Annotated in this window: 20 protein-coding genes; 11 read left to right on the top strand and 9 right to left on the bottom strand. The window is 71.0% G+C overall.

Features of this window, described 5'->3' with window-relative positions:
- Window positions 1-316: 316 nt before the first annotated feature.
- The 6 genes from ACFWU9_RS12155 to ACFWU9_RS12130 form a co-directional block, all read right to left on the bottom strand.
- Window positions 317-496, bottom strand: coding sequence for a hypothetical protein (locus ACFWU9_RS12155; RefSeq protein ID WP_384316960.1), 180 nt, complete (start codon window positions 494-496; stop codon window positions 317-319).
- A 135-nt stretch (window positions 497-631) separates the two neighbouring features.
- Window positions 632-1,594 carry an alpha/beta fold hydrolase gene (locus ACFWU9_RS12150; protein WP_384316957.1) on the bottom strand — a complete coding sequence of 321 codons (963 nt, stop codon included), beginning with the start codon at window positions 1,592-1,594 and terminating at the stop codon, window positions 632-634.
- Window positions 1,591-2,091, bottom strand: a complete 501-nt coding sequence (locus ACFWU9_RS12145; RefSeq protein ID WP_384316956.1) for a phage holin family protein — start codon at window positions 2,089-2,091, stop codon at window positions 1,591-1,593. The genes ACFWU9_RS12150 and ACFWU9_RS12145 overlap by 4 nt, the downstream gene beginning before the upstream one ends.
- Before the next feature lie 84 nt (window positions 2,092-2,175).
- Window positions 2,176-3,561 carry a Na+/H+ antiporter NhaA gene (gene nhaA / locus ACFWU9_RS12140; protein WP_384316953.1) on the bottom strand — a complete coding sequence of 462 codons (1,386 nt, stop codon included), beginning with the start codon at window positions 3,559-3,561 and terminating at the stop codon, window positions 2,176-2,178.
- A gap of 268 nt (window positions 3,562-3,829) precedes the next feature.
- Window positions 3,830-5,785 carry an acetate--CoA ligase gene (gene acs, locus ACFWU9_RS12135; protein WP_384316951.1) on the bottom strand — a complete coding sequence of 652 codons (1,956 nt, stop codon included), beginning with the start codon at window positions 5,783-5,785 and terminating at the stop codon, window positions 3,830-3,832.
- Window positions 5,786-5,986: 201 nt separating this feature from the next.
- Complete coding sequence (locus ACFWU9_RS12130; protein WP_384316949.1) at window positions 5,987-8,527, bottom strand: SulP family inorganic anion transporter; 2,541 nt, start codon at window positions 8,525-8,527, stop codon at window positions 5,987-5,989.
- Window positions 8,528-8,834: 307 nt separating this feature from the next.
- On the opposite strand from ACFWU9_RS12130, the gene ACFWU9_RS12125 reads away from it, so the two are divergent.
- Complete coding sequence (locus ACFWU9_RS12125) at window positions 8,835-10,136, top strand: hypothetical protein (RefSeq protein ID WP_384316946.1); 1,302 nt, start codon at window positions 8,835-8,837, stop codon at window positions 10,134-10,136.
- A 69-nt stretch (window positions 10,137-10,205) separates the two neighbouring features.
- Here the strand turns inward: ACFWU9_RS12125 and ACFWU9_RS12120 are convergent, their stop codons facing one another.
- Window positions 10,206-11,192 carry an ATP-binding protein gene (locus ACFWU9_RS12120; RefSeq protein ID WP_384316943.1) on the bottom strand — a complete coding sequence of 329 codons (987 nt, stop codon included), beginning with the start codon at window positions 11,190-11,192 and terminating at the stop codon, window positions 10,206-10,208.
- A gap of 102 nt (window positions 11,193-11,294) precedes the next feature.
- Here ACFWU9_RS12120 and ACFWU9_RS12115 point away from each other — a divergent pair, with 102 nt between their 5' ends.
- A complete protein-coding gene (locus ACFWU9_RS12115; protein ID WP_384316940.1) occupies window positions 11,295-12,287 on the top strand; it encodes an oxidoreductase in 993 nt (330 codons plus the stop codon).
- A gap of 363 nt (window positions 12,288-12,650) precedes the next feature.
- Here ACFWU9_RS12115 and ACFWU9_RS12110 read toward each other — a convergent pair whose 3' ends face one another.
- A complete protein-coding gene (locus ACFWU9_RS12110) occupies window positions 12,651-13,487 on the bottom strand; it encodes an HAD family hydrolase (protein WP_384316937.1) in 837 nt (278 codons plus the stop codon).
- A 571-nt stretch (window positions 13,488-14,058) separates the two neighbouring features.
- On the opposite strand from ACFWU9_RS12110, the gene ssd reads away from it, so the two are divergent.
- From ssd to ACFWU9_RS12075, 7 genes are all read left to right on the top strand, one after another.
- Complete coding sequence (gene ssd / locus ACFWU9_RS12105; protein ID WP_384316935.1) at window positions 14,059-15,174, top strand: septum site-determining protein Ssd; 1,116 nt, start codon at window positions 14,059-14,061, stop codon at window positions 15,172-15,174.
- Between the two features lie 5 nt (window positions 15,175-15,179).
- Window positions 15,180-16,355, top strand: a complete 1,176-nt coding sequence (locus tag ACFWU9_RS12100) for a TadA family conjugal transfer-associated ATPase (protein WP_384317289.1) — start codon at window positions 15,180-15,182, stop codon at window positions 16,353-16,355.
- 26 nt (window positions 16,356-16,381) lie between these two features.
- Window positions 16,382-17,305 (top strand): type II secretion system F family protein, encoded by a 924-nt coding sequence (locus ACFWU9_RS12095; RefSeq protein ID WP_384316932.1) that lies wholly within the window; start codon window positions 16,382-16,384, stop codon window positions 17,303-17,305.
- The gene (locus tag ACFWU9_RS12090; RefSeq protein ID WP_384316930.1) at window positions 17,302-18,105 is read left to right on the top strand and encodes a type II secretion system F family protein; all 804 of its coding nucleotides are present in this window, start codon (window positions 17,302-17,304) and stop codon (window positions 18,103-18,105) included. The genes ACFWU9_RS12095 and ACFWU9_RS12090 overlap by 4 nt, the downstream gene beginning before the upstream one ends.
- Window positions 18,106-18,189: 84 nt before the next feature.
- A complete protein-coding gene (locus ACFWU9_RS12085) occupies window positions 18,190-18,462 on the top strand; it encodes a DUF4244 domain-containing protein (protein WP_384317287.1) in 273 nt (90 codons plus the stop codon).
- On the top strand, window positions 18,440-18,898 hold the full coding sequence (locus ACFWU9_RS12080; RefSeq protein ID WP_384316928.1) for a TadE family type IV pilus minor pilin: 459 nt from the start codon (window positions 18,440-18,442) through the stop codon (window positions 18,896-18,898). The genes ACFWU9_RS12085 and ACFWU9_RS12080 overlap by 23 nt, the downstream gene beginning before the upstream one ends.
- Entirely contained in the window at window positions 18,895-19,356 is a 462-nt protein-coding gene (locus ACFWU9_RS12075; RefSeq protein ID WP_384316926.1) for an Rv3654c family TadE-like protein, read from the top strand. Before ACFWU9_RS12080 ends, ACFWU9_RS12075 begins: the two co-directional genes overlap by 4 nt.
- Here the strand turns inward: ACFWU9_RS12075 and ACFWU9_RS12070 are convergent.
- A complete protein-coding gene (locus ACFWU9_RS12070; RefSeq protein WP_384316924.1) occupies window positions 19,346-21,871 on the bottom strand; it encodes a DEAD/DEAH box helicase in 2,526 nt (841 codons plus the stop codon). The genes ACFWU9_RS12075 and ACFWU9_RS12070 overlap by 11 nt on opposite strands.
- Before the next feature lie 80 nt (window positions 21,872-21,951).
- On the opposite strand from ACFWU9_RS12070, the gene bldG reads away from it, so the two are divergent.
- A complete protein-coding gene (gene bldG / locus ACFWU9_RS12065) occupies window positions 21,952-22,305 on the top strand; it encodes an anti-sigma factor antagonist BldG (RefSeq protein WP_078075833.1) in 354 nt (117 codons plus the stop codon).
- A 103-nt stretch (window positions 22,306-22,408) separates the two neighbouring features.
- A complete protein-coding gene (locus tag ACFWU9_RS12060; RefSeq protein WP_384316922.1) occupies window positions 22,409-22,873 on the top strand; it encodes an ATP-binding protein in 465 nt (154 codons plus the stop codon).
- Window positions 22,874-22,916: the final 43 nt, after the last annotated feature.

Raw genomic sequence — 22,916 nt, 5'->3', positions numbered from 1 at the left:
CTGCCCCGCCCCCAAGCCCCGGGCCCCCACCCCAAACCCCCCGCACAACCCCCTCGTATGCGCTAAATACCCAACACCACCCACCGGGGCTGCACCCCCGGGGGCCCCCACCAGGGAAACCTGGTCCGGCCCGGCACTGTCCTCGTCCTCCGTTGTCCCCGCGATCAGTACTTCCGTTCAGCACTCCCGATCAGTACTTCTGTTCACTACTTCCGACCCGTACTCCCGGCTCATTCGGGTCTTCGTCCCGGTCTTCGATCCGGTCGTCCGGGTGTTCCCTCGACGTTCCCGCTCGCTCCCACTGCCGCCGCCGTGCCTAGCCGCGCTGATGTCGCAGCCGTGCCGAGACCCAACGGGCCCTCCGGCGGAGAATCAGTGGAATACCGAGTCGGAGATCATGCCCCTGATCTTCCGGGCCGCCCCTCTCATGGGTGATCGGCACAGTGGCCGAGCGGCGGTTGCGTGCTGCGTCACCGAAGTCGTGCGTCCAGCCCATACACGGACGTTTGCCCGGGGCCCATGGTCGGTAATCGCCCCGGCGTCGGCCAATTGGCCTATGCGTGAGGCAATTGGCTGCTCGTCGTACAAATGTTCCTGGAGGCGCCTGCCGACCGGTCGGACACGGCCCTGATCAGCGGTCGGGCTCGGGATCCTTGAGCCAGTTGATCAGCTCGGTGGAGAACGCGACGGGGTCCTCCTCCTGCGGAAAATGGCCAAGACCGTCGAACAGCCGCCAGCGGTAGGGAGCTTCGACGTACTCGGCGGACCCGGCCGTACTCCTCGTACGCATCGCCGAATCGAGCGACCCGTGCAGCTGGAGGGTCGGCACCCGCACCGGCCGCTTCATCCGCCGGTTGAACTGGATCCCGTCCGGCCGCGCCATCGACCGCACCATCCAGCGGTACGGCTCGATCGAGCAGTGCGCCGTCGACGGGATGGTCATCGCCCGCCGGTAGGTGTCGACCGTCTTGTCGTCGGGCGGCTGCGGCCCCGACCAGGCGCGGATCAGCTCCCCGACCAACGCCCCGTCGCGGGCGACGAGCTGACGCTCGGGCAGCCACGGCCGCTGGAATCCCCAGATGTACGAGCCGGCCCTGCTCTGCGAGAAGTCCGACAGCATCGCCGAGCGCCAGCGGCGCGGGTGCGGCATCGAGGACACCACGAGCCTGCGCACCAGCTTCGGCCGCATCACGGCCGCGGTCCAGGCGAGATACCCGCCCAGATCGTGCCCGACGAGCGCGGCGTCCGGCTCGCCGAGCGAGCGGATCACACCGGTGATGTCGAGCGCCAGATTCGCCGGGTCGTAACCGCGGGGCGTACGGTCGCTGCCGCCCACGCCCCGCAGGTCCATCGCGACGGCCCGGTAACCGGCCTCGGCGAGCGCGGGCAGTTGGTGCCGCCAGGTCCACCAGAACTGCGGGAAGCCGTGCAGCAGCAACACCAGAGGCCCGTCGCCCATCTCGGCGATATGGAAGCGGGCTCCGTTGGCCGCCACGTCCCGGTGCGTCCAGGGGCCGTCGAGGCGCACATCCGCCGCGACCGTCGCGGGGAGGCTGCCGGGGGTGGAGTCGGGGCCGTTTTCGGGGGCGGTCATGCAGACGAGCGTGCCACAGACTTGCCCGTCTCATGGACCGGGCGGGGGTGCGGTTTTACCGTCTGGAGAATCGCGGCGGTCTCCTTGGCGGACGCGATGCTCTTCTCCGGCGGCTTGACCCGCTTGAACTTGCGCAGGGCGATCAGCGCCAGCAGCCCCGCGATGAGCAGAAACGCTCCACCCACGATCAGGAACGACCACGCGAGCCCGAGGCCCCAGTTGTGGATCCCGTATGCGGCCGCGAAGCTCAGCACCGGCAGGGAGAAAAGCGCGAACACTCCCGCGATCCCGATCGCGGCGCCGCCCATCGCGCTCCGCTTGACGTCCTCCCGCAGTTCGGCCTTGGCCAGCGCGATCTCGTCGTGCACCAGAGCGGACATCTCGGCGGTGGCCGACGAGACCAACTGCCCGAGGCTGCGGTCCCCGTCGACCCGGACGGCTGGAAAGCCGTCGGCAGCGGCGGTGGTGACGGCGGCATGGCTGCCGGGGTCGCTCATCGTTGACTCCCTCGTTTCGGCTGCGCTCTCGCAGATCTGGGGTTTTCAAGGCTCTCGCGCCTTCAGATCATGCCGGATGTCAGATCATGCCGGACCTGGGCCGTCATCGCGCGTCGCTGGGCCGTGTTCGGCCAAGCGGCGGTGCTCCGCGGCCTTTTTCTCGTAGAGGGCGGCCATCCTCAGGTGGTACGCCGGATCGTCCTGCTCGTAGACGTCCGGGACGCCGTCCATGTCCTCGTCGCGCTCCTCGGAGTCGTACAGCGCCTGGTACGTACGGACCCTCAGCCGCAGCAGTACGGCGGCGAGTACGGCGGCGATCACCGAGCCCGTCAGGACGGCCGCCTTCACCTCGTCCGCCAGCCCCGGATCGCCGGTGAAGGCGAGTTCGCCGATGAGCAGTGAGACGGTGAAGCCGATCCCCGCGAGCGTCGACAGCGCCAGGATGTCCGGCCAGCTCAGATCCTCGTTCAGGGTCGCCCGGGTGAAGCGTGCGGCCAGCCAGGTGCCGCCGAAGATGCCGACCGTCTTGCCGATGACCAGCCCCAGGACCACCCCCAGGGTCTCCGGCCGGGTGAAGACGTCGGCGAGCGCGCCGCCGCTGATCGAGACACCCGCCGAGAAGAGGGCGAAGAGCGGCACGGCGAGACCGGCGGAGAGCGGGCGGACGAGGTGTTCGACGCGCTCGCCCGGCGACTGCTTCTCGCCCTCGCGCCGGACGCAGCGGAGCATCAGGCCCATCGCGACGCCGGCGACGGTGGCGTGGACGCCGCTGTTGTACATCAGGGCCCAGACGACGAGGGCCAGCGGAACGTACACGTACCAGCCGCGCACCCCCTTCCTCAGGAGGAACCAGAAGACGACGAGAGCGGAGACGGCCCCGGCCAGGGCCCCGAAGTGGATGTCGCTGGTGAAGAAGACCGCGATGATCAGGATGGCGAAGAGGTCGTCCACGACGGCGAGGGTGAGCAGGAAGGCGCGTAGCGCGGACGGCAGTGAGGTGCCGAGGACGGCGAGCACGGCGAGCGCGAAGGCGATGTCGGTGGCGGTGGGGACGGCCCAGCCGTCGGTGGATCCGCCGCCCACCACGTTGACCAGCACATAGACGAGGGCGGGCACGGCCATGCCGCAGAGTGCCGCGATGACGGGGAGGGCGGCGGCCTTCGGGTCGCGGAGTTCGCCGGCGACCAGTTCGCGCTTGAGCTCGATGCCGGCGACGAAGAAGAAGATGGTGAGCAGCCCGTCGGCGGCCCAGTGCCGGATCGAGAGGTCCAGGCCGAGCGAGGCCGGGCCCAGATGGTGGTCGCCGACGGTCGCGTAGCTGTCGCTGATGGGGGTGTTGGCCCAGATCAGCGCGGCGATCGCGGCGAGGAGGAGCAGGACGCCGCCGACCGTCTCGGTCCGCAGCGCGCTCGCGATATACGTCCGCTCGGGGAGCGGGAGGCGTCCGAGGAAGGTGCGGGGGGTGGCCACGAGGGGGTCCTCCGGTCGGTTCTGCGGGCATGGCACATCACATGCCGACCAGACTTCCCGGCGCACCAGTGGTTCCTTGACACATCGTTGACGCGCCGCCCACTTTACAAAGCGGAGCCCCCGGCGCAACGCGCCGGGGGCTCCTGCTCCGCCGACCTGACGTGGGGCCTGCGCATTTACGGACCGGTTTTACGGACCGGTTTTACGGACCGCGCTTTTCGGACCGGCCCTTGCGCACCCGTCCGGAGATGCGCCGGCCCCTGGGGGATCAGTCCTCGCTGGTCGCGCTCGGGAGCTGGGTCTGGATCAGCTCCATCACGGAGGAGTCGGTGAGCGTGGTGACGTCACCGAGCTGACGGTCCTCGGCGACATCGCGCAGCAGCCGTCGCATGATCTTGCCCGAGCGGGTCTTCGGCAGCTCGGCCACCGGCAGGATCCGCTTCGGCTTGGCGATCGGCCCCAGCACCGTACTGACGTGGTTGCGCAACTCGGCCACCAGGCCGTCGTCCACCGACGCCGTACCCCGCAGGATGACGAAGGCGACGATCGCCTGCCCCGTCGTCTCGTCCGTGGCGCCGACGACCGCCGCCTCGGCGATCTTCGGGTGTGAGACGAGCGCCGACTCGACCTCCGTGGTGGAGATGTTGTGGCCGGAGACCAGCATCACGTCGTCGACCCGGCCCAGCAGCCAGAGGTCGCCGTCGTCGTCCTTCTTGGCACCGTCGCCGGCGAAGTACTTGCCCTCGAAGCGGGACCAGTAGGTGTCGATGAACCGCTGGTCGTCGCCCCAGATGGTGCGGAGCATCGACGGCCACGGCTCGGTGAGGACGAGATATCCGCCGCCGCCGTCCGGCACCTCGTTGCCGTCGTCGTCCACGACGGTCGCCGAGATGCCGGGGAGGGCGCGCTGCGCGGAGCCCGGCTTGGCGGCGGTGACACCGGGGAGCGGGGAGATCATCATGCCGCCGGTCTCGGTCTGCCACCAGGTGTCCACGACCGGGGTCTTGCCGGCGCCGATGTTCTGCCGATACCAGATCCAGGCCTCGGGGTTGATCGGTTCACCGACGGAGCCCAGGACGCGCAGCGACGACAGGTCGAACTTGGCGGGGATGTCGTCCCCCCACTTCATGAACGTGCGGATCGCGGTCGGCGCCGTGTAGAGGATCGTCACCCCGTACTTCTGGACGATCTCCCAGAACCGCCCCTGGTGCGGGGTGTCGGGCGTGCCCTCGTACATGACCTGCGTCGCGCCGTTGGCCAGCGGCCCGTACACGATGTACGAGTGGCCGGTCACCCAGCCGACGTCGGCGGTGCACCAGTAGACGTCCGTCTCCGGCTTGAGGTCGAAGACCGCGTGATGGGTGTACGCCACCTGGGTGAGATAACCGCCCGAGGTGTGCAGGATGCCCTTGGGCTTACCCGTCGTGCCCGACGTGTACAGGATGAAGAGCGGGTGCTCGGCGTCGAAGGCCTCCGGCGTGTGCTCGGCGGACTGACGGTCGACGATGTCGTGCCACCAGACGTCCCGGCCCTCGCTGAACGCGGTCTCCTGGCCGGTGCGGCGTACCACCAGGACATGCTCGACCTGCGGGCAGCGGGCCACGGCGTCGTCGATGGCGGGCTTGAGCGCGCTCGGCTTGCCGCGCCGGTAGCCGCCGTCCGCTGTGATGACGAGCTTGGCGTCGGCGTCCTGGATACGGGAGGCCACGGCGTCGGCCGAGAAACCACCGAAGACCACGGAGTGCGCGGCGCCGATACGGGCGCAGGCCAGCATCGCGACGGCCGCCTCGGGGATCATCGGCATGTAGATGGCGACGCGGTCGCCCTTGGACACCCCGAGCTCCGTGAGCGCGTTCGCGGCCCGCGAGACCTCGTCCTTGAGGTCGGCGTAGGTGAGGGAGCGGCTGTCGCCCGGCTCGCCCTCGAAGTGGATGGCGACCCGGTCGCCGTTGCCCGCCTCGACATGGCGGTCCACGCAGTTGTACGCGACGTTGAGCTCGCCGTCCGCGAACCATTTCGCGAAGGGCGGGTTCGACCAGTCGAGGGTCTCGGTCGGTTCGGTGGCCCAGGTGAGCCGCCGGGCCTGCTCGGCCCAGAAGCCAAGCCTGTCCGCCGCGGCCTGCTCATACGCCTCCGCTGTCACGTTGGCGTCGGCGGCCAGCTCGGCCGGTGGCGCGAACCTCCGCTCTTCCTTGAGCAGGTTGGCCAGGCTTTCGTTGCTCACGACATCTCCCTTTCCCAGGGCGTCCTATGTGTCCCCGGGCCTAGCTCATCAGGCAGATGCCCGGGTGACAAGGGTCTTCAGGAAATTGGTTTAGACCTATGTGGCCGGGCTGACGGGCGGGCGCGGGAGTGCGTGGCCCCGTTCCCCGGCTGTGGTGGGGAACGGGGCCACACATTCTCACGGATGCGCGGGCGCGTCGGTTCAGGCGCGCGACTCCTCGAACGCCGTCGGGGCCACCCGGTTGAACACCTCGTCCGTGCTGTCGGAGTGCCCGTCCGGCTGTCCGTCGGTCGTGAGCAGATACGCCTGGGCCTCGCCGACATGGAAGTACATGCCGTGCAGTTGCAGCCTGCCCTCGGCCAGGCCCCGGGCCACCGACGCGTGGGCGCGCAGATGCTCCAACTGCTGGACGACATTGGTCAGACAGAGCTGCTCGACCGCGTCGGCGGGCAGCCGCCCGGAGATCCTGGCCCACGCGTGGTCGCGGCTCCGCATCCGCTCCAGACTCGGCCGGCCGTGCCGGAGCCAGCGGGTGAGGGGGGTGGAGGGTGGGGCGGCCTGGGTGATCTCGGCGGCGTCGGTGGCCGTCCGGGTGGCCGGGTGCTGCGAGGTGGATGGGGCGGCGCGCGGGCCGGCCTTCGAGGTGGTCGTCGAGGCGACCTTCCGGGGCTGGTTGTCGGGTGTGTTGAGGAGGGCCTGCATCGCGCCGCATCCCGAGTGCCCGCAGACCGTGATCGACTGGACCCGCAGCACTTCGACCGCGTACTCGATCGCCGCCGCCACCGACTCGTCCTGACCTGCCGCGCCCTCCTCTCCCGGAAGCGGGACCAGATTGCCGACATTGCGGACGGTGAACAGATCGCCGGGACCGCTCGCCGTGATCATGCTCGTCACCAGCCGGGAGTCGGCGCAGGTGAGGAAGAGCTGGGAGGGCTGCTGGCCCTCGCGCGCCAGCCGCGCCAGCTCGCCGCGTACGAGCGGAGCCGTATTGCGCTGGAACGAGCTGAGCCCACTCGCGAGTTGCCCACGCTGGATCTTGCCCGCCACCCGCACCCGATCCGAATGCGGCCCCTGGTCCGTCGGAGTCTGCTCGACCGGCTCGCCGCAATGGTGGTTGCGCCACGCGGTCCACGGCCTACAGCAGCTGTTCGACTGTGTCACCGGCTCGGCGGGCTCGGCGATCCGGGCGCCCGATCTGCCCGTGAACTCGACCGTCCCGCCCTGCGACAGATGGGCGACCTGCCAGTCGTGCAGCGCCTCGTACGCCGCGTGGTCCATGAAGGACCCGTCCAGCTCCACCACGCAGTTGCTTCCCTGCGGCACCTGGTGCAGCAGGCGGCTGAGCCGAGGGACGGCCAGGAACGTCAACTGGCCCCGCGCCTGGAGCCGGTGGACCCCGTCCCGCTCCTCCAACGTGATCCGGGTCCGGGTGAGCCGGTGCAGCGCGACGGCCACTCCGAGGGCGACCCCGATCGCCACCCCCTCCAGCACACCGGTGAACACCACACCGGCCAGCGTCCCCGCGTAGACGAGCAGTTCACGATTGCGCCGCACGCTGCGCAGATGCGCCGGATTGACCATCTGGACGCCGAGCACCATGACCAGCGCGGCGAGCGCGGCCAGCGGGATCAGGTCGAGCACGGAGACCAGGAAGAGCGCGGCGACGGCGATCCACAGCCCGTACAGCATCGTGGAGTGTCGGCTGATCCCGCCCGCGGATACGTTGGCGGCGCTGCGGACTCCGCCCCCGGTGATCGGAAGTCCGCCGAGGGCACCCGAGATCACGTTCGCCGCGCCCTGCCCGGTCAGCTCCCGGTCGAGCCGGGCGCGCGGGATCAGGACGTCCGGCTCCTTGCGCGCGGCCACCAGTTTGTCGACGGCGACGGCCGAGAGCAGTGATTCGACGCTGCCGACCAGAGTGACGGTCAGGACTGCCGCGATCAGTCCGAGCACCGGCCCCTGGGGCAGTTCGGGCAGCACATGGCTGCTCCACGAGGGCAGATCGACCCGGTCGAGGCTCAGCCCGGCGAGGACGGCGGTGAGGGTCGCCGCCGCCACCGCCACCAGGGCCGCCGGCACCCTCCGGGTGAGCCGCCCCGTACGCCCGGGGATACGAGCCCAGGCGAGCAGAACGGCCACCGTCAGCGCGCTCACGGAGACCGCGCCCAGGTGCAGATCGGCCAACTGAGAGGGCAGCGCCCGGACATTGGCCACGGCGGAGCTCTGCGGGGTGCCGCCGAGGACGATGTGCAACTGGGCGAGCGCGATCGTGACCCCGATGCCCGCCAGCATCCCGTGCACGATCGCCGGGCTCACCGCGAGCGCGGAGCGGGCGACGCGCAGGGCGGAGAGACCGAGTTGGGCCAGGCCCGCGAGGACGGTGATGGCGCACGTGGCCCGCCAGCCGTACTGATGGATCAGACCGGCGGTGACGACGGTCAGACCGGCCGACGGACCGCTGACCTGGAGGGGCGCGCCGCCGAGTCGGCCCGCCACGAGGCCGCCCACGGCCGCGGCGACGAGACCGGCCTGGAGTGGCGCGCCGGTGGCGAGCGCGATGCCGAGGGAGAACGGCAACGCGATCAGGAAGACCGAGATGGACGCCGAGACATCCGCCCCGGCGATCCGGAATCCCCGTCGCCTGCCGGGTGGTTGCCCGGCCGGGCTCGCCTGGCTTGCCGGACCGTTCGTGTCATGGGGGCGGTGGGGCTGGTCTTCGCGGGTGGGGACGCTGGCAGACATGGTTCCCGTCTCCTCCGGGCGGCGCGGTCGCGAGTTGTGGGGGGGACGCGGCCGTGGGTCACGGCGTGCAGTGGCGGGATCATCGCGATCATCAACAATCAGTAAATGGATCGTAATGGAGAGTAAAGATTCAGGCATGACTTTAAGGGCAAATGGGGCAAATATTCACCCTTAGTGGTGATTAGTCATTTTGTACGGCTTGTCATACCGGTTCCTCTCGGGTCCCAGTGCGACGTTGACGGCGCTCGGCGCCGTGCTTGGCGTTTCGGCGCTCCAACGCACAGAACCTGAGGGAAGAGGTGGGCGGATGCTGGCCGCCAGAAAGAGGATCGCCTGCGGTGCGGCCGTGACGGCGCTGGCCGTGGGACTCACCGGATGTTCCGGCTCCGGTTCACCGGAGCCGAAGCCCGGGACCGAGACCGAAGGGGGCGCCCACGGAGCGAAGAAGGGGCCCGCCAAGAGCGCGGTGCGGCTCATCGGCGACGGCTCGACGGCGTACACCGGCGCCCAGCCCGGCGTCACCAGGCCGGAACGTCTCAAGCCCGGCCAGAAACCACCCCAGTTCGTGGTGTTCTCGTGGGACGGCGCAGGCGAGGACGGCCAGAAGCTCTTCTCCCACTTCCGCGAGGTGGGCAAGAAGTACGACGCGAGGATGACGTACTTCCTCAGCGGCGTCTATCTGCTGCCGAAGGACAAGTCCGAGCAGTACAGCCCGCCCCAACACGCGGTCGGCCGCTCGGACATCGGCTTCAACGACGCCGAGGGGATCAGGAACACCCTGCGCGAGCTGCGGGGCGCCTGGCAGGACGGCAACGAGATCGGCACCCACTTCAACGGGCACTTCTGCGGCGCGGACGGGGGCGTCGGCACCTGGTCCGTGGAGGAGTGGAAGAGCGAGATCAGCCAGGCCAAGGCTTTCGTGAAGAACTGGAAGAGCAACAGCGGCCTGACGAACGAGCCTCCGCTGCCCTTCGACTACGAGAAGGAACTCGTCGGCGCCCGCACGCCCTGCCTGGAAGGGCAGAAGAACATGATGAGCGCGGCCCGGACGATGGGCTTCCGCTACGACTCCAGCGGTGTCGGCAACCAGGTCTGGCCGAAGAAGACCGAGGGGATGTGGGACATCCCGCTCCAACTCGTCCCGGTGCCCGGCCGGAAGTTCGAGACGCTCTCGATGGACTACAACTTCATGTTCAACCAGTCGAAGACGGTCAACGGCGACCCGACCCAGCACGAGTACTGGGGCAACCAGATGCGTGACGGCCTGCTCCAGGCCTTCAGCCGCGCCTACGACGGCAACCGCGCGCCCCTGATCATCGGCAACCACTTCGAGTCGTGGAACGGAGGCACGTACATGCGCGCCGTCGAGGAGACGATCAAGACCGTCTGCGTCAAGGACGGCGTGCGGTGCGTGACGTTCAAGGAACTCGTGGACTGGCTGGAGGCGCAAGACCCGCAGACGCTCGAAAGGCTGCGGCGGCTCGGCGTGGGCCAGAAGCCGGCGACCGGCTGGCAGACGTATCTGACGGCGCCCGAGGCGCCCGCCACGCCGCTGGCACCGGCGGCGCCGGGTTCGGCCGCCGCGCCGGCGAACGGCCCGGACGCCTAGACGGACTCCGACGCGGCGGGGGTGGGTTCGGGCGGCACGCCGAGATGCCGCCCGGACCCACCGGCGCGGTCAACTCGGCTGCGGGACCCCCGTCTCCTCGCGGAGCACGAACGCCGGATCGACCTGTGCCGCCAGGTCCGCGCCAGTCTTCGCATTGCCCCAGCTCTCCGCGTTTCTGAGGTGGAAGTGCACCATCTGCCGCGTGTAGCGCTCCCAGTCGCGGTACGCGTACGAGTCCTCCGCCGCGTCCTCCAGCATCTGGAGCGCCACCCGGTTCTCCGCCTCCAGCAGCTCGAACGGGGCCGGGCGGCCCTTCTCCATGGACCGCACCCAGTTCGAGTGCCCGACGGTGACGAGCAGGTCGTCGCCCACCTCGTCCTGGAGGAAGTCCACGTCGTCCTGGGCCTGGACCTTGTTGCCGACGACGTTCAGCGCGATGCCGAAGTCCCGCGCGTACTCCTTGTACTGGCGGTAGACGGACACGCCCTTGCGCGTCGGCTCGACCACCAGGAACGTCATGTCGAACCGGGTGAACAACCCCGAAGCGAACGAGTCCGAACCCGCCGTCATGTCGACGACGACGTACTCGTCCGGGCCGTCGACGAGGTGGTTCAGGCAGAGTTCCACCGCGCCGACCTTGGAGTGGTAGCAGGCCACCCCGAGGTCGGACTCGGTGAAGGGCCCCGTGACCATCAGCTGGACCTCGCCGTCGTCCAGCCGGACCGTGCGGGAGCAGGCGTCGTACACGGGGTTGGACTCGCGCACCCGAAGGAGCCGGGAGCCCTCGCCGGGGGGTGTGGTCTTGATCATCGAATCGACGGAGGTGATCCGCTGGTTGGTGCCCCGCAGGTACTCCTTGATGAGCGGCAGATGCGCGCCCATCGCCGGCAGCGCGGCGGTCTGGGCCTCGTCGAGACCGAGAGCGGCCCCGAGATGCTGGTTGATGTCGGCGTCCACCGCGATGACGGGGGCCTCGTTGGCGGTCAGATGGCGGATGAAGAGCGAGGCCAGTGTCGTCTTGCCACTGCCGCCCTTTCCGACGAAAGCGATCTTCATGTTCACCTAGCGTAGTGGTCATGTCGCTGTGCGCTGTCACATCGGGTGAAGAAGACCACTCCAACGTGGGGCGTGCGCTACGGGCGCGTAGCCTTGCTACCTATGAGTACGACAGCCCCGAACGCTTCACCCGCTCCGCGAGGGCACGACCCGCTCGCGGCTCTGGGCTCCCTGCCGGGCGTCCCCGACGCGGTCGATTCGGTACGCAAGGCGGTCGACCCGCTCTACGCGCACCGGGTGATGAGACGGCGCGGCAACGAGGTCACCTCGGAGGCCGCGCTGCGTGCCGCGCGTGGATCGGCGGCGCTCTCCGGTGCGGACTGGGCGCTCGAAGAGGTGCGCAGGCGCAGCGACTTCGGCGCGGGGGCCGACGCGCTGACGGTGGGAGCCGCGCTGAGGTTGACGGCGGAGGCGGGTCAACTCCTGTCGATCTGGCGGCAGTCGCCGATGCGGGTGCTGGCGCGGCTGCATCTGGTGGCGGCGGGCGGCGCGGCCCGGGATCTGTACGGCGTCGGCCATAGCGTTGGCGTTGGTGATGGTGTTGGCGGTGCTGACGGCGGTGCGGGTACGGGGGTGGCTCCGGGCGACGGCGTCGGTGGGGCGGCCGGGGTCGGTGGGGAGACGGTCGGGCGGCCGAGGCTGGCCGGTGAGCCGGTCGTCGAGACACCGGGGCCCGAGAGCCCCAAACCGCTGATCGAGGCACCGCTGCCTCCCGCCGACGAGGTGGCCGGACGGCTGGAGGGCCTCTCCGGGCTGGTGATCGCCGGGAGTTCGGCGCCCGCGCTGGTGACGGCCGCCGTCGTCCACGGTGAACTGCTCGCGCTGCGCCCCTTCGGCTCGTACAACGGTCTGGTGGCGCGGGCCGCCGAGCGGATCGTGCTGGTCGGCAGCGGGCTCGACCCCAAGTCGATCTGTCCGGCCGAGGTCGGGCACGCCGAGCTGGGGCGCGCCGCGTACGTGGCGGCCTTCGACGGCTATCTGTCGGGGACGCCGGACGGGATGGCGGCCTGGATCGCGCACTGCGGGCGCGCGGTCGAGCTGGGTGTCAGGGAGTCCACGGCGGTCTGCGAGGCGCTCCAGCGGGGCGCGGCCTGATCCGCTCCGCTGCCGAAGGCGCCCAACAGAAATGCGGCGGTACCAAGTAGGTACCGCCGCAGGCACGTCCACCGAGCTACCAAGCGTCCTCGAAATATGCCCATCAGGTCGGGACTTCGCCCGTCCCTGGTGCGGCTGGCCCGTATTCGACGGGTCGACGTCGCGTGGGTACTCAGCTTTCATGCTCGGTCCGTGGGGCCTGAGTGCGTTTGAAGGTCATCCTCTCGGATGTCCTTGGTCTCGCGGGCCGTTGATTCCTTTGTACTCCTGTCCCTGGAGAAGCGAAAGACCTCACTCTGTTACTTTACTTTTATGTTCAAATATGGATGATGCGGACGAATTGACTGTCCCTGGCCGGTCAGGTCAGGCGGAGGCCGCCTGGCGGCGCCGGCTCGCGTACCAGACCAGTCCGGCCGTGGCCGCCGCCGCGCCTACCGCGGCCGCCGCGACGAGCGCGGGACGCGGCGGCATGGAGAACGCGGGCAGCCTCTGCTTCAGTCGGACCGGCCGATTGAAGACGAGAATCGGCCAATCGCGGGTGATCGCCTCGCGCCGCAGCGCCCTGTCGGGATTGACCGCGTACGGGTGGCCGACCGACTGGAGCATCGGCAGGTCGGTGACCGAGTCGCTGTAGGCGTAACAGCGGTCCAGGTCGTAACCCTCGGACGCGGCGAGCGCCTTGACGGCCGCGGCCTTGGTCGGCCCGTAGGCGTAGTACTCGATATCGCCCGTGAAGCAGCCGTCGTCGCCGACGACCATGCGGGTCGCCACGACCCGGTCGGCGCCGAGCAGTTCGCCGATCGGCTCGACGACCTCGGCACCGGACGTGGAGACGATCACCACATCGCGTCCCGCCGTGTGGTGGTCCTCGATGAGGGAGGCGGCCTCGTCGTAGATGATGGGGTCGATGAGATCGTGCAGCGTCTCGGCGACGATCTCCTTGACCTGCTGGACGTTCCAGCCCTTGCAGAGCGCGGAGAGGTACTCGCGCATGCGCTCCATCTGATCGTGATCGGCGCCACCGGCGAGAAAGACGAACTGCGTGTATGCGGTGCGCAGTACGGCCCGGCGGTTGATCAGTCCGCCTTGATAGAAGGACTTGCTGAAGGTCAACGTCGACGACTTCGCAATGACCGTCTTGTCCAGGTCAAAGAAGGCCGCTGTGCGAGGCAAGGAGTGGTTTTCCACGAAGTCGAGCATAGGCGCCCACCATTCGGCGTAAGGTACGGCGCGTGGGTTTGCCTGAGAAGGCTCTCGGGTACACCATGGAAGTCACGGATCGTTCGCGACCGTGCTCACCCGGTCCGGCTCCTCCCCCCCCGAGTCGGTCTGGGGGACGACCCCCGCTCTCCCCCCCGGCGGGGGTCGTCGCATGTCCGGATGCGTTTCTGAGGCTCCGGCCCCCTTTCTCCCCATGCCCCCTCCTCTCGGGGTGCTCGCGTGTGCGGGGTCTGAATCGCACTCTACCCGTCACTGTGTGTAGTTGTCAGGGTGCTCTGGGAAGTCACCGGTATGAGCTACGGAGTTATTCACAACCGGTGAGTTATCCACAGCTTTTGAGCAAGATCCATACGTTTTTTCCGCGCGATGCATGGTGATTTCCCACCGCGAAAGTTCGCGGTGGCCGGAATCGCAGATGCCGGATCACTCCGAGATCGCCGAGAGCCCACTGAGCGGATGCCCTTCAGGTGTCCCCGGATGGTGCGGGTGAGCGCCTTCGGCGGCGACCGCGGACGTTGATCCGGGATCACGGTAATAGGGGGTGGAGAGAATGGCTGGATTCATGACGTCCGAGCGCTCGCCGGTAGCCGAAGGGCGCGGGAGCGGACCGCTGATCGTCACCGAGGACGTCGACCTGCTCGATGATCTGCTGCGGCTGTGCGCGGCCGCCGGCGCGGAGCCGGAGGTGCACCACTCGGTGCCCGGGCGAGGGGGCGGCTGGGAGTCCGCGCCGCTGGTGCTGGTGGGTGACGACGCGGCCGTGCGGTGCCGGTCCGCCACCCGGCGCCAGGGGGTGCTGCTCGTCGGCCGGGACCAGGACGACCCGGACGTATGGCGGCGGGCCGTCGAGATCGGCGCCGACTGTGTGCTGCGTCTGCCCGATGCCGAGAGCTGGCTCGTCGACCGGATCGCCGATGTCGTGGAAGGGGTCGGGCGGCAGGCGCTCACGGTCGGGGTGATCGGTGGCCGGGGCGGGGCGGGGGCCTCGACGCTGGCCTGCGCGCTGGCGGTCACAGCGGCCCGCCAGGGGCTGCGCACCATGCTCATCGACGGCGACCCGCTCGGTGGCGGGCTCGACGTGCTGCTCGGCGGCGAGCGGGCCGAGGGCCGACGATGGCCGGATTTCGCCGCATCCAAAGGGCGGGTGGCAGGGGGCGCCCTGGAGGAGTCGCTGCCCCGGCTGCACGATCTGCGGCTGCTGAGCTGGGATCGCGGCGACTCGGTGCTCGTCCGGCCGGAGGCCATGCGGTCCGTCCTGGCGGCGGCCCGCAGAAGGGGCGGCGTCGTGGTCGTGGATCTTCCGCGCCGGATCGACGAGGCCGGGGCGGAGGCGCTGGCTCAGCTGGACGTCGGACTGCTCGTGGTGCCGGGGGAGCTGCGGGCGGTCGCGGCGGCGAGCCGGGTCGCGTCCTTGGTGGGGATGGTCCTGCCGGACCTGCGGGCGGTGGTCCGTGGGCCGTACGCGGCGGGCCTGGACGACAGGTGGGTTGCGGACACGCTGCGGCTGCCGCTCGTGGGTGAACTTCCCACGGAGCCGGGCCTGCTGGCCGCCCAGGAGAGCGGGTCGCCGCCGGGGGCGAGCGCGCGGGGGCCACTGGCGCGGTTCTGTGCCGCGTTCTGGGAGCGGGCGCTCGCGGGCGCCGGGGACGGGAGCGTGACCGCGTGAGCGCCGTGACGCGGGCGAGGGGAGCGCAGGTCGGTGGAGCGCTCCTGGACGCCGTACGGCAGCGTCTGGCGGAGAGCGGGGCCGAGCCGACCCCGGCGCGCGTGGCGGCGGCTCTCAGGGCCCAGGGGAGGCTCCTGGGGGACACGGAAGTGCTCGGCGCGGCCGAGGAGTTGAGGAGCGAGCTGGTCGGGACGGGGCCGCTGGAGCCGTTGCTGGCCGACCCCTCGGTGACCGACGTGCTGGTCTCGGCGCCCGACCGGGTCTGGGTGGACCGGGGCGGCGGGCTGGAGTTGACGGACGTGTCGTTCGCGGACGCCTCGGCCGTACGGAGGCTGGCGCAGCGGCTCGCCGCCGTCGCGGGCAAGCGGCTGGACGACGCGCGCCCGTGGGTGGACGCCCGGCTCCCCGACGGGACCCGTATGCACGCGGTGCTGCCCCCGGTGGCCGTCGGCTCGACGTATCTGTCGCTGCGGGTCGTACGTCACCGGGCCTTCTCCCCGGCCGAGTTGACGGCCGCGGGGACACTGCCGCCAGGGGGTGAGCGACTGCTGCGGGCGCTGATCGAGGCCCGGGTGTCGTTCCTGATCAGTGGCGGCACGGGCACAGGAAAGACAACGCTTCTCGCCGCACTGCTCGGCCTGGTGGGGGAGCGTGAGCGGATCGTACTGGCAGAGGACTCGGCGGAGCTGAGGCCCGACCACCCGCATGTGGTGCGGCTGGAGGCGCGGCCCGCGAACCAGGAAGGCGCGGGTGAGGTGATCCTGCGGGACCTCGTGCGGCAGGCGCTGCGGATGAGGCCCGACCGGCTGGTGGTCGGCGAGGTGCGAGGCGCGGAGGTCACGGAACTCCTCGCGGCCCTGAACACGGGCCACGAAGGGGGCTGCGGGACGGTTCACGCGAACACCGCCGCCGATGTGCCCGCGAGGCTGGAAGCCCTCGGTACGGCTGCCGGCCTCGACCGGGCAGCCCTGCACAGCCAGTTGGCGGCGGCGCTGAGTGTGGTGGTCCATCTCGTACGGGACCGGGCCGGGAGGCGTCGTATCGCCGAGGTGCATGTGCTGGAGCGTGACGCGGCGGGGCTGGTGGTGACGGTGCCCGCGCTGCGCTGGGCCGCGGAGGGGTTCGCGTACGAGAGGGGCTGGCCGAGGCTGCGCTCGCTGATCGGGGGTGCGCTGTGCTGACGACACCGTTCCCGATCCCGGCCCCCATGCCGTTGACCGTGTTCTGCGTCGCGCTGTGCGTCGCGCTCGCCGTCTGGGAGCGGCTGGACGTGGGGCGCGTCTCGCGGCGGGCGGAGTCGCTGTTCGGGGTCGGCGGAGCCGGCGGTGGCGGCGGGCGTACGAGTGGGACCGGGCCAGCTGCGAGGCGGAAGGCGGCACCGAGCCGGCGGCGCGCGGCGAGCGCGATCCGCGACCGGCTGACCGGCCTGGGGAAGGAGTGGTTCGCCCTGCCCGTCGGGGCGGTGGTCGCCCTGTGGGGTGAGTCGGTACTGCCGCTGATCGCGGGCGCGGTGGCCGTGCCCCTCGTGGGGCGGCGGCTGCGGGCCGGGGAGAGGAAACGCGCGGAGGAACGACGGGCAGACGCTGTACGGGGTCTGTGCGAGGTGCTTGTCGGGGAGCTGCGGGCCGGGGCGCAGCCGGCGGAGGGGCTCACGACGGCCGTCCGGGACGCCGGCCCCGACCTGAGCGGTCCGGAGCTGGCCCTGGTGGTCGCGGCTGCCCGCTTCGGCGGCGATGTTCCCGGGGCCCTGCGCAAGGCGGCGCGGCAACCGGGTGCGGAAGGGCTTGTCGGGGTCGCGGCGTGCTGGCGCGTCGCGGTGGACGGAGGCGCGGGACTGGCCGCCGGACTCGACCGGCTGCGCGCGGCCTTACGGGCGCAGCAGGACCAACGGGATTCCATGCGGGCGCAGTTGGCCGGGGCGTGGTCCACGGTCGTGGTGCTGGCGCTCCTGCCCGTGGTGGGGCTGGCGATGGGCTGGGCCATGGGTGCCGACCCGCTGAGCGTGCTGCTGCACACCCCTGCCGGGCTGGGCTGTCTGGTGGTGGGCGGGCTGCTGGAGGCGATGGGTTTCTGGTGGGCCGGGCGGATCGTGCGCGGCGGGACCGCTCGCGCGAGCGGAGGCGTGCCATGAACGCGGCTCTTGAGAGCGGAAGCTTCGTCCACAGCCTGTGGGTGACCGTCTCGTCACTGGCCGCGCTGGTGTCCTTGGCTCTCGCGTGCTCCGGGTGGCGGCGCGAACGGGCGGCGCGCGGACGGATGGTGGCGCTGCTGGGCACGGGGGTGGCGCCCGGACGGGGCCGTACGCGGCCGGATTACGGAGCGCGGCTCCGGCGGTGGGGTCCGCCGGTGGGGACCGTCTGCCTCGGCTGGGCGCTGATCGGCGGGCCGGTCGGGCTCGTGGTGGGGCTCGCCGGGGCGTACGGCGTCGTCCGGTGGCTGCGGACCAGTCAGCGAAAGACCGGCGCGGCGACAGACGAGGAAATGGGCGAGGCCGCACGGCAACTGCCGCTCGCCGCCGATCTGCTGGCCGCCTGTGTCTCGGCCGGCGCAGGACCGCGCGAGGCGGCGGAGGCGGTGGGTGAGTCGCTGGGCGGGCCGTTGGGCGACCGGCTGGTGAGTACGGCCGCCGAGCTACGGCTCGGGGGTGAACCGGTCGAGACGTGGGGGCGGTTCGGCGAGATACCGGGCGCGGCGGAGCTGGCCCGCTGTCTGGAGCGGGCCGGGTCCACGGGGGCGCCGGCGGCGGAGGCGGTCTCCCGGCTGGCGGACGGTCTGAGGGCGGCACGTGCCCGAGAGGCGGCGGCCCGCGCGGGCCGGGCCCAGGTGCTGATCACCGCTCCGGTGGGGCTGTGCTTCCTGCCCGCCTTTCTGGCTGTGGGTGTCGCCCCGGTGGTCATCGGCCTGGCGACCGGGCTGCTGGGTGGCTACTGAGCCGCTTCGACTTCACGTACTTCGACTACTGCGATTAGTGCGACTACTTCAACTGTGCTGAGCCAACGGGAGGTTGACATGAAGATGCGGGTGGGGCCGTCGGGACGGCAGGCGTGGCGTCTGGTGGAGACGGCGAGCAGGGTGAGTCGGCTGCGCCGGAGCAGGGTCCGGGTCGGTGCCGGGCGGCGGTTCCGTACCGGGGCGCGAGGGGACTCGGGAATGGCGAGCGCCGAATACGCGGTGGGGACTCTCGCCGCGTGCGGCTTCGCCGCGTTGCTCTACAAGGTGGTCACGAGTGGGCCGGTCGCCGGCGCCCTGGAATCGGTCATCGGCAATGCCCTCGACGCGAAGTTCTGAGTGCGCGGCGCCCGGCGCGTCACGGACGTCCGAGGGGCCCGGCGCGTCACAAGCGTCACGCGCGCCGCGGTCTTCCGGGGGCAGCGGCGACCGGGGGTCGGTGACCGCGGAGGCGGCCGTGGCGGTACCGGCGCTGGTGGTGTTCGTCGCGTCCCTGCTGTGGGCCCTGACGGCGGCCGCCGCGCAGATCCAGTGCGTGGACGCCGCCAGGGCGGGGGCTCGGGCGGCAGCGCGGTCCGAGCCGGGGGCCAAGGCGGTGGAAGCCGCCCGTTCGGCCGCCCCGGAGGGCGCGGAGGTCACGTTGGGGCGGTCGGGCGACCTGTGGCGCGTGCGGGTGGAAGCGCCCACCCCCGGACCGCGAGGCATCGCGCTGACGCTTTCCGCGGAGGCGTTCGCATCGGCCGAGGACTCGGAGCCGGGCGGAGTGGTGCCATGAGCCGGGACCGGGGATCGGCGACGGTGTGGGCGGCCATGGCGGCGACCGCGCTGTGCGCCGTGTTCGCGGTGATCCTCGCCATGGGGCAGGCGGTCGTCGCCAGACACCGCGCGGGCTCGGCGGCGGATCTGGCGGCGCTGGCGGCGGCCGAGCGTGCGACGCGCGGCGCGGAGGCCGCCTGCGCGCGGGCGGCCGAGGTGGCGGGGGCGCAGGGCGCGGAGGTGGTGCGGTGCGCGCTGGACGGTGACATCGCCGACGTGACCGCGCGGGCGGGCTTCGGCCCGTACAGCCCGACGGTCAGGTCCCGCGCGGGCCCACCGGACGCGCCGCCCCCGCCTGTTCCCCTGCCTGTTCCGCCGTCTGTTCCGGTGACCGTCCCGGCGCCTGTGCCTGTCCCCGGGACCGTCACGACGCAGGGTCCGATACCCCCGATACCGGGGGCAGGCCCTAGCCCGTGACCTCGGCTCCGGCCACGGCCTCTGCCGCCCGGGGCCCCGGCAGGTCCGCCTGGTCCGCCGTGTCCGGCGACGGCGCGGATCTGAGGAGTTCGGCCAGGAGTCGTACCGCCGCGCGCTTGTGGAGGGGCTCGTTGCCGTTGCCGCACTTCGGGGACTGGATGCACGACGGGCAGCCCGCCTCGCACTCGCACGAGGCGATCGCCTCGCGGGTCGCGCCGAGCCACTCACGCGCCGTGTGGAAGGCGCGCTCGGCGAAGCCCGCGCCACCCGGGTGACCGTCGTACACGAAAACCGTCGGCAGCAACGTGTCGGGGTGGAGCGGTACGGAGACGCCGCCGATGTCCCAGCGGTCGCAGGTCGCGAACAGGGGGAGCATCCCGATGGACGCGTGCTCGGCCGCGTGCAGAGCGCCGGCCAACTGTTCGGGATTCACCCGGGCGGCGTCGAGTTGGTCCTCGGTGACCGTCCACCAGACGGCCCGGGTACGCAGTGTGCGGGGAGGCAGATCGAGTTTGCTCTCGCCCAGGACCTCGCCGGTCATGAGCCGGCGGCGGAGGAAGGAGACGACCTGGTTGGTGACCTCGACGGAGCCGTAGCAGAGGCGCCCGCCGCCCCACGGGATCTCGGTGTCGGTTTCGAGGACGGAGATGGCGGTGGTGTCGCGCGCGGTCGTCGAGTACGGCGGGTTCGCCTCCTCGACGAGTGCGACCGAGTCCGCCAGGTCCAGCCGTTTCACCAGATAGGTGCGCCCCTGGTGCAGATGGACGGCTCCGTCGTGCACGGCGGTGTGGGAGGCCGCCTCGTCGACCGTGCCCAGCAGCCTGCCGGTGCCCGCCTCGACGATCTGGACAGGACTGCCGCCCTCGCCCCGGATGTCCGCGAGATCGGCGGCCCGCTCGCGGCGCGTCCAGTACCAGCCGGTGGCACGCCGCCGCAGCAGACCGGCTTCGACGAGCTGCGGCAGCAACTCGGGCACGGCGGGGCCGAACAGCGCCAGGTCGGCATCGGTGAGCGGGAGTTCGGCGGCGGCCGCGCAGAGATGGGGGGCGAGGACGTACGGGTTGTCCGGGTCCAGCACGGTGGACTCGACAGGTTGCTGGAAGAGCGCCTCGGGGTGGTGGACGAGGAACGTGTCCAGCGGATCGTCCCTGGCGACCAGGATGGCCAGCGCGCCCCGGCCGGCGCGTCCGGCGCGCCCGGCCTGCTGCCACAGGGACGCCCGGGTGCCCGGATACCCGGCGATGACGACGGCGTCCAGCCCCGAGACGTCGATGCCCAGCTCCAGGGCGGTGGTGGCGGCGAGGCCGAGGAGCTCGCCGGAGTGCAGGGCGCGCTCAAGGGCCCGGCGCTCCTCGGCGAGATAGCCGCCCCGGTAGGCGGCGACGCGTTTGACGAGCGAGTGGTCGACCTCGGCGAGGCGTTCCTGGGCGATGACGGAGATCAGTTCGGCGCCGCGCCGGGACCGTACGAAAGCGACCGACCGTACGCCTTGCAGCGTCAGGTCGGTGAGGATGTCGGCCGTCTCCGCCGTGGCGGTGCGCCGGACCGGTGCGCCCTTCTCGCCGTGGAACTCGGTGAGAGGCGGCTCCCAGAGGGCGAAGACCGTCTCACCGCGCGGGGAGGCGTCGTCGGCCACCTCGTGGACGGGCAGCCCCGTGAGCCGGCCGGCGGCCCGCGCGGGCTCGGCGGCGGTGGCCGAGGCGAGGAGGAAGACGGGTTCGGAGCCGTACCGGGCGCAGACGCGCCGCAGACGGCGCAGCACCTGGGCCACGTGGGAGCCGAAGACACCGCGGTAGATGTGGCACTCGTCGACGACGACGTAGCGCAGGGCACGGAGGAAGGAGGACCAGCGAGGGTGGGCCGGGAGTATCCCGCGGTGCAGCATGTCCGGGTTGGTGAGCACGTAGTTGGCATACTGGCGCACCCATTCGCGTTCCTCGACGGGCGTGTCGCCGTCGTACACCGCCGGGCGCACGCCGTTGCCGAGCGGGGCGGCGAGCTCCTTCACGGCGCGGCGCTGGTCGGCCGCGAGTGCCTTGGTCGGGGAGAGGTACAGGGCGGTCGTGCCCCGGCCGTTCGGGGCCTCGGAGCCGTCCAGGAGCGCGGTGAGCACCGGCGCGAGGTAGGCGAGGGACTTGCCGGACGCCGTGCCGGTGGCGATCACGACGGATTCGCCGTCCAGCGCGTGCTCGGCGGCGGTGGCCTGGTGGGTCCACGGGTGGTCGACCCCGGCCAGTTGAATGGCGTTGATCACTTCTGGCCGGATGCGGTCGGGCCAGACGGCATGGCGGCCCGCACGCGGGGGCAAGTGCTCCGTATGGGTGATGCGCGCGGCCCGGCCCGCCCCCGCGGTGAGCCGGTCCAGGACCGTACTGGGGGAAGGGCGGGAGTCCCCGCTCTCGGGCGGCCTGCCAGGACCGTGATTCGTGGCCATCGGCACCGAGTGTGTCACTGGCGTGGCGGACAATGGTCCTAAGGCGTCGTGCATGGATGCCGGTAAGTGATTGAATGCCATCGCGGCTGGCGATACGCCCCCTGGCTCCGTCGGGAGAGACCCGAGGGGCGACCGCTCGATTGCAAGGTGCTGGAGGATCCGTGGACCTGTCCCTGTCGACTCGCAATGTGTCCGGCCCCGGTGGCGACCGTACGGTCGTCGAGGTCGGTGGCGAGATTGATGTGTATACCGCGCCCAAGCTGCGCGAGCAGTTGGTCGAGTTGGTGAACGACGGCAGCTACCACCTGGTCGTCGACATGGAGGGCGTGGACTTCCTCGACTCGACCGGTCTGGGCGTGCTCGTGGGCGGACTCAAGCGTGTGCGTGCCCACGAGGGCTCGCTGCGTCTGGTCTGCAACCAGGAGCGCATTCTCAAGATCTTCCGGATCACTGGCCTGACCAAGGTGTTCCCCATTCACACCACGGTCGAAGAGGCCGTCGCCGCCACCGACTGAGGCCGGCCGGAGGCTTTCGGAAGAGGGCAGGGGGCACCGGGCGTCATGCCCGGGGCCGCCCGAGCCCCAGATTTCGCACGCTCGTACGTCTGAGGGGGATCGCATGGCCACCGTTGAACTCCGCTTCAGCGCCCAGCCCGAGCACGTCAGGACGGCCCGTCTGGTGGCGGCTGCCGTGGCGCGCCGGGCCGGTGTCGACGAAGCAGTGTTGGACGAGGTCAGGCTCGCCGTCGGTGAGGCGTGCAGCCGCGCGGTCAATCTGCACCGCACCCATGGCATCACCGCGCCCGTGCGGGTGGTGCTGATCGAGGAGGAGAAGGTCTTCTCCATCGAGGTCGGCGACGGAGTGCCCGCCCCGGGCTCCGCGGCCGAGGCCGAGAACGTGTCGGTCTCCCGCAGGGCCGTCCTGTCGGGTGATCTCTACGAGTCGGACAGCGGCGACGGCGAGGACGAGATGGGCCTCGCGGTCATCAGCGGCCTCGTCGACGACGTGGAAGTGACCTCCGACGACCACGGTGGTGTCATCCGGATGAGCTGGCCGACCGCCTCGGCGGTCGCGCTCCCCTGAATACGCGTGCGGGGGACCGTACGACCTCGGCGCCCTGTACCTG

Source organism: Streptomyces sp. NPDC058653 (assembly GCF_042716895.1).
Lineage (GTDB): Bacteria > Actinomycetota > Actinomycetes > Streptomycetales > Streptomycetaceae > Streptomyces.
The sequence above is the reverse complement of the archived record's forward strand: the minus strand, read 5'-3'. Positions and strand labels throughout refer to the sequence as shown.

Excerpts from the sequence above, each read along its gene's own strand:
- ACFWU9_RS12090 (WP_384316930.1), top strand. The coding sequence starts at position 17,302 with ATGAACGCGGCTCTTGAGAGCGGAAGCTTCGTCCACAGCCTGTGGGTG.
- ACFWU9_RS12120 (WP_384316943.1), bottom strand. The coding sequence starts at position 11,192 with ATGAAGATCGCTTTCGTCGGAAAGGGCGGCAGTGGCAAGACGACACTG.
- ACFWU9_RS12060 (WP_384316922.1), top strand. The coding sequence starts at position 22,409 with ATGGCCACCGTTGAACTCCGCTTCAGCGCCCAGCCCGAGCACGTCAGG.
- ACFWU9_RS12110 (WP_384316937.1), bottom strand. The coding sequence starts at position 13,487 with ATGCTCGACTTCGTGGAAAACCACTCCTTGCCTCGCACAGCGGCCTTC.
- ACFWU9_RS12115 (WP_384316940.1), top strand. The coding sequence starts at position 11,295 with ATGAGTACGACAGCCCCGAACGCTTCACCCGCTCCGCGAGGGCACGAC.
- ACFWU9_RS12155 (WP_384316960.1), bottom strand. The coding sequence starts at position 496 with ATGGGCTGGACGCACGACTTCGGTGACGCAGCACGCAACCGCCGCTCG.
- ACFWU9_RS12125 (WP_384316946.1), top strand. The coding sequence starts at position 8,835 with ATGCTGGCCGCCAGAAAGAGGATCGCCTGCGGTGCGGCCGTGACGGCG.
- ACFWU9_RS12085 (WP_384317287.1), top strand. The coding sequence starts at position 18,190 with ATGCGGGTGGGGCCGTCGGGACGGCAGGCGTGGCGTCTGGTGGAGACG.
- ACFWU9_RS12080 (WP_384316928.1), top strand. The coding sequence starts at position 18,440 with ATGCCCTCGACGCGAAGTTCTGAGTGCGCGGCGCCCGGCGCGTCACGG.
- ACFWU9_RS12145 (WP_384316956.1), bottom strand. The coding sequence starts at position 2,091 with ATGAGCGACCCCGGCAGCCATGCCGCCGTCACCACCGCCGCTGCCGAC.
- ACFWU9_RS12130 (WP_384316949.1), bottom strand. The coding sequence starts at position 8,527 with ATGTCTGCCAGCGTCCCCACCCGCGAAGACCAGCCCCACCGCCCCCAT.
- ACFWU9_RS12075 (WP_384316926.1), top strand. The coding sequence starts at position 18,895 with ATGAGCCGGGACCGGGGATCGGCGACGGTGTGGGCGGCCATGGCGGCG.
- ACFWU9_RS12070 (WP_384316924.1), bottom strand. The coding sequence starts at position 21,871 with ATGGCATTCAATCACTTACCGGCATCCATGCACGACGCCTTAGGACCA.
- ssd (WP_384316935.1), top strand. The coding sequence starts at position 14,059 with ATGGCTGGATTCATGACGTCCGAGCGCTCGCCGGTAGCCGAAGGGCGC.
- ACFWU9_RS12095 (WP_384316932.1), top strand. The coding sequence starts at position 16,382 with ATGCCGTTGACCGTGTTCTGCGTCGCGCTGTGCGTCGCGCTCGCCGTC.
- ACFWU9_RS12150 (WP_384316957.1), bottom strand. The coding sequence starts at position 1,594 with ATGACCGCCCCCGAAAACGGCCCCGACTCCACCCCCGGCAGCCTCCCC.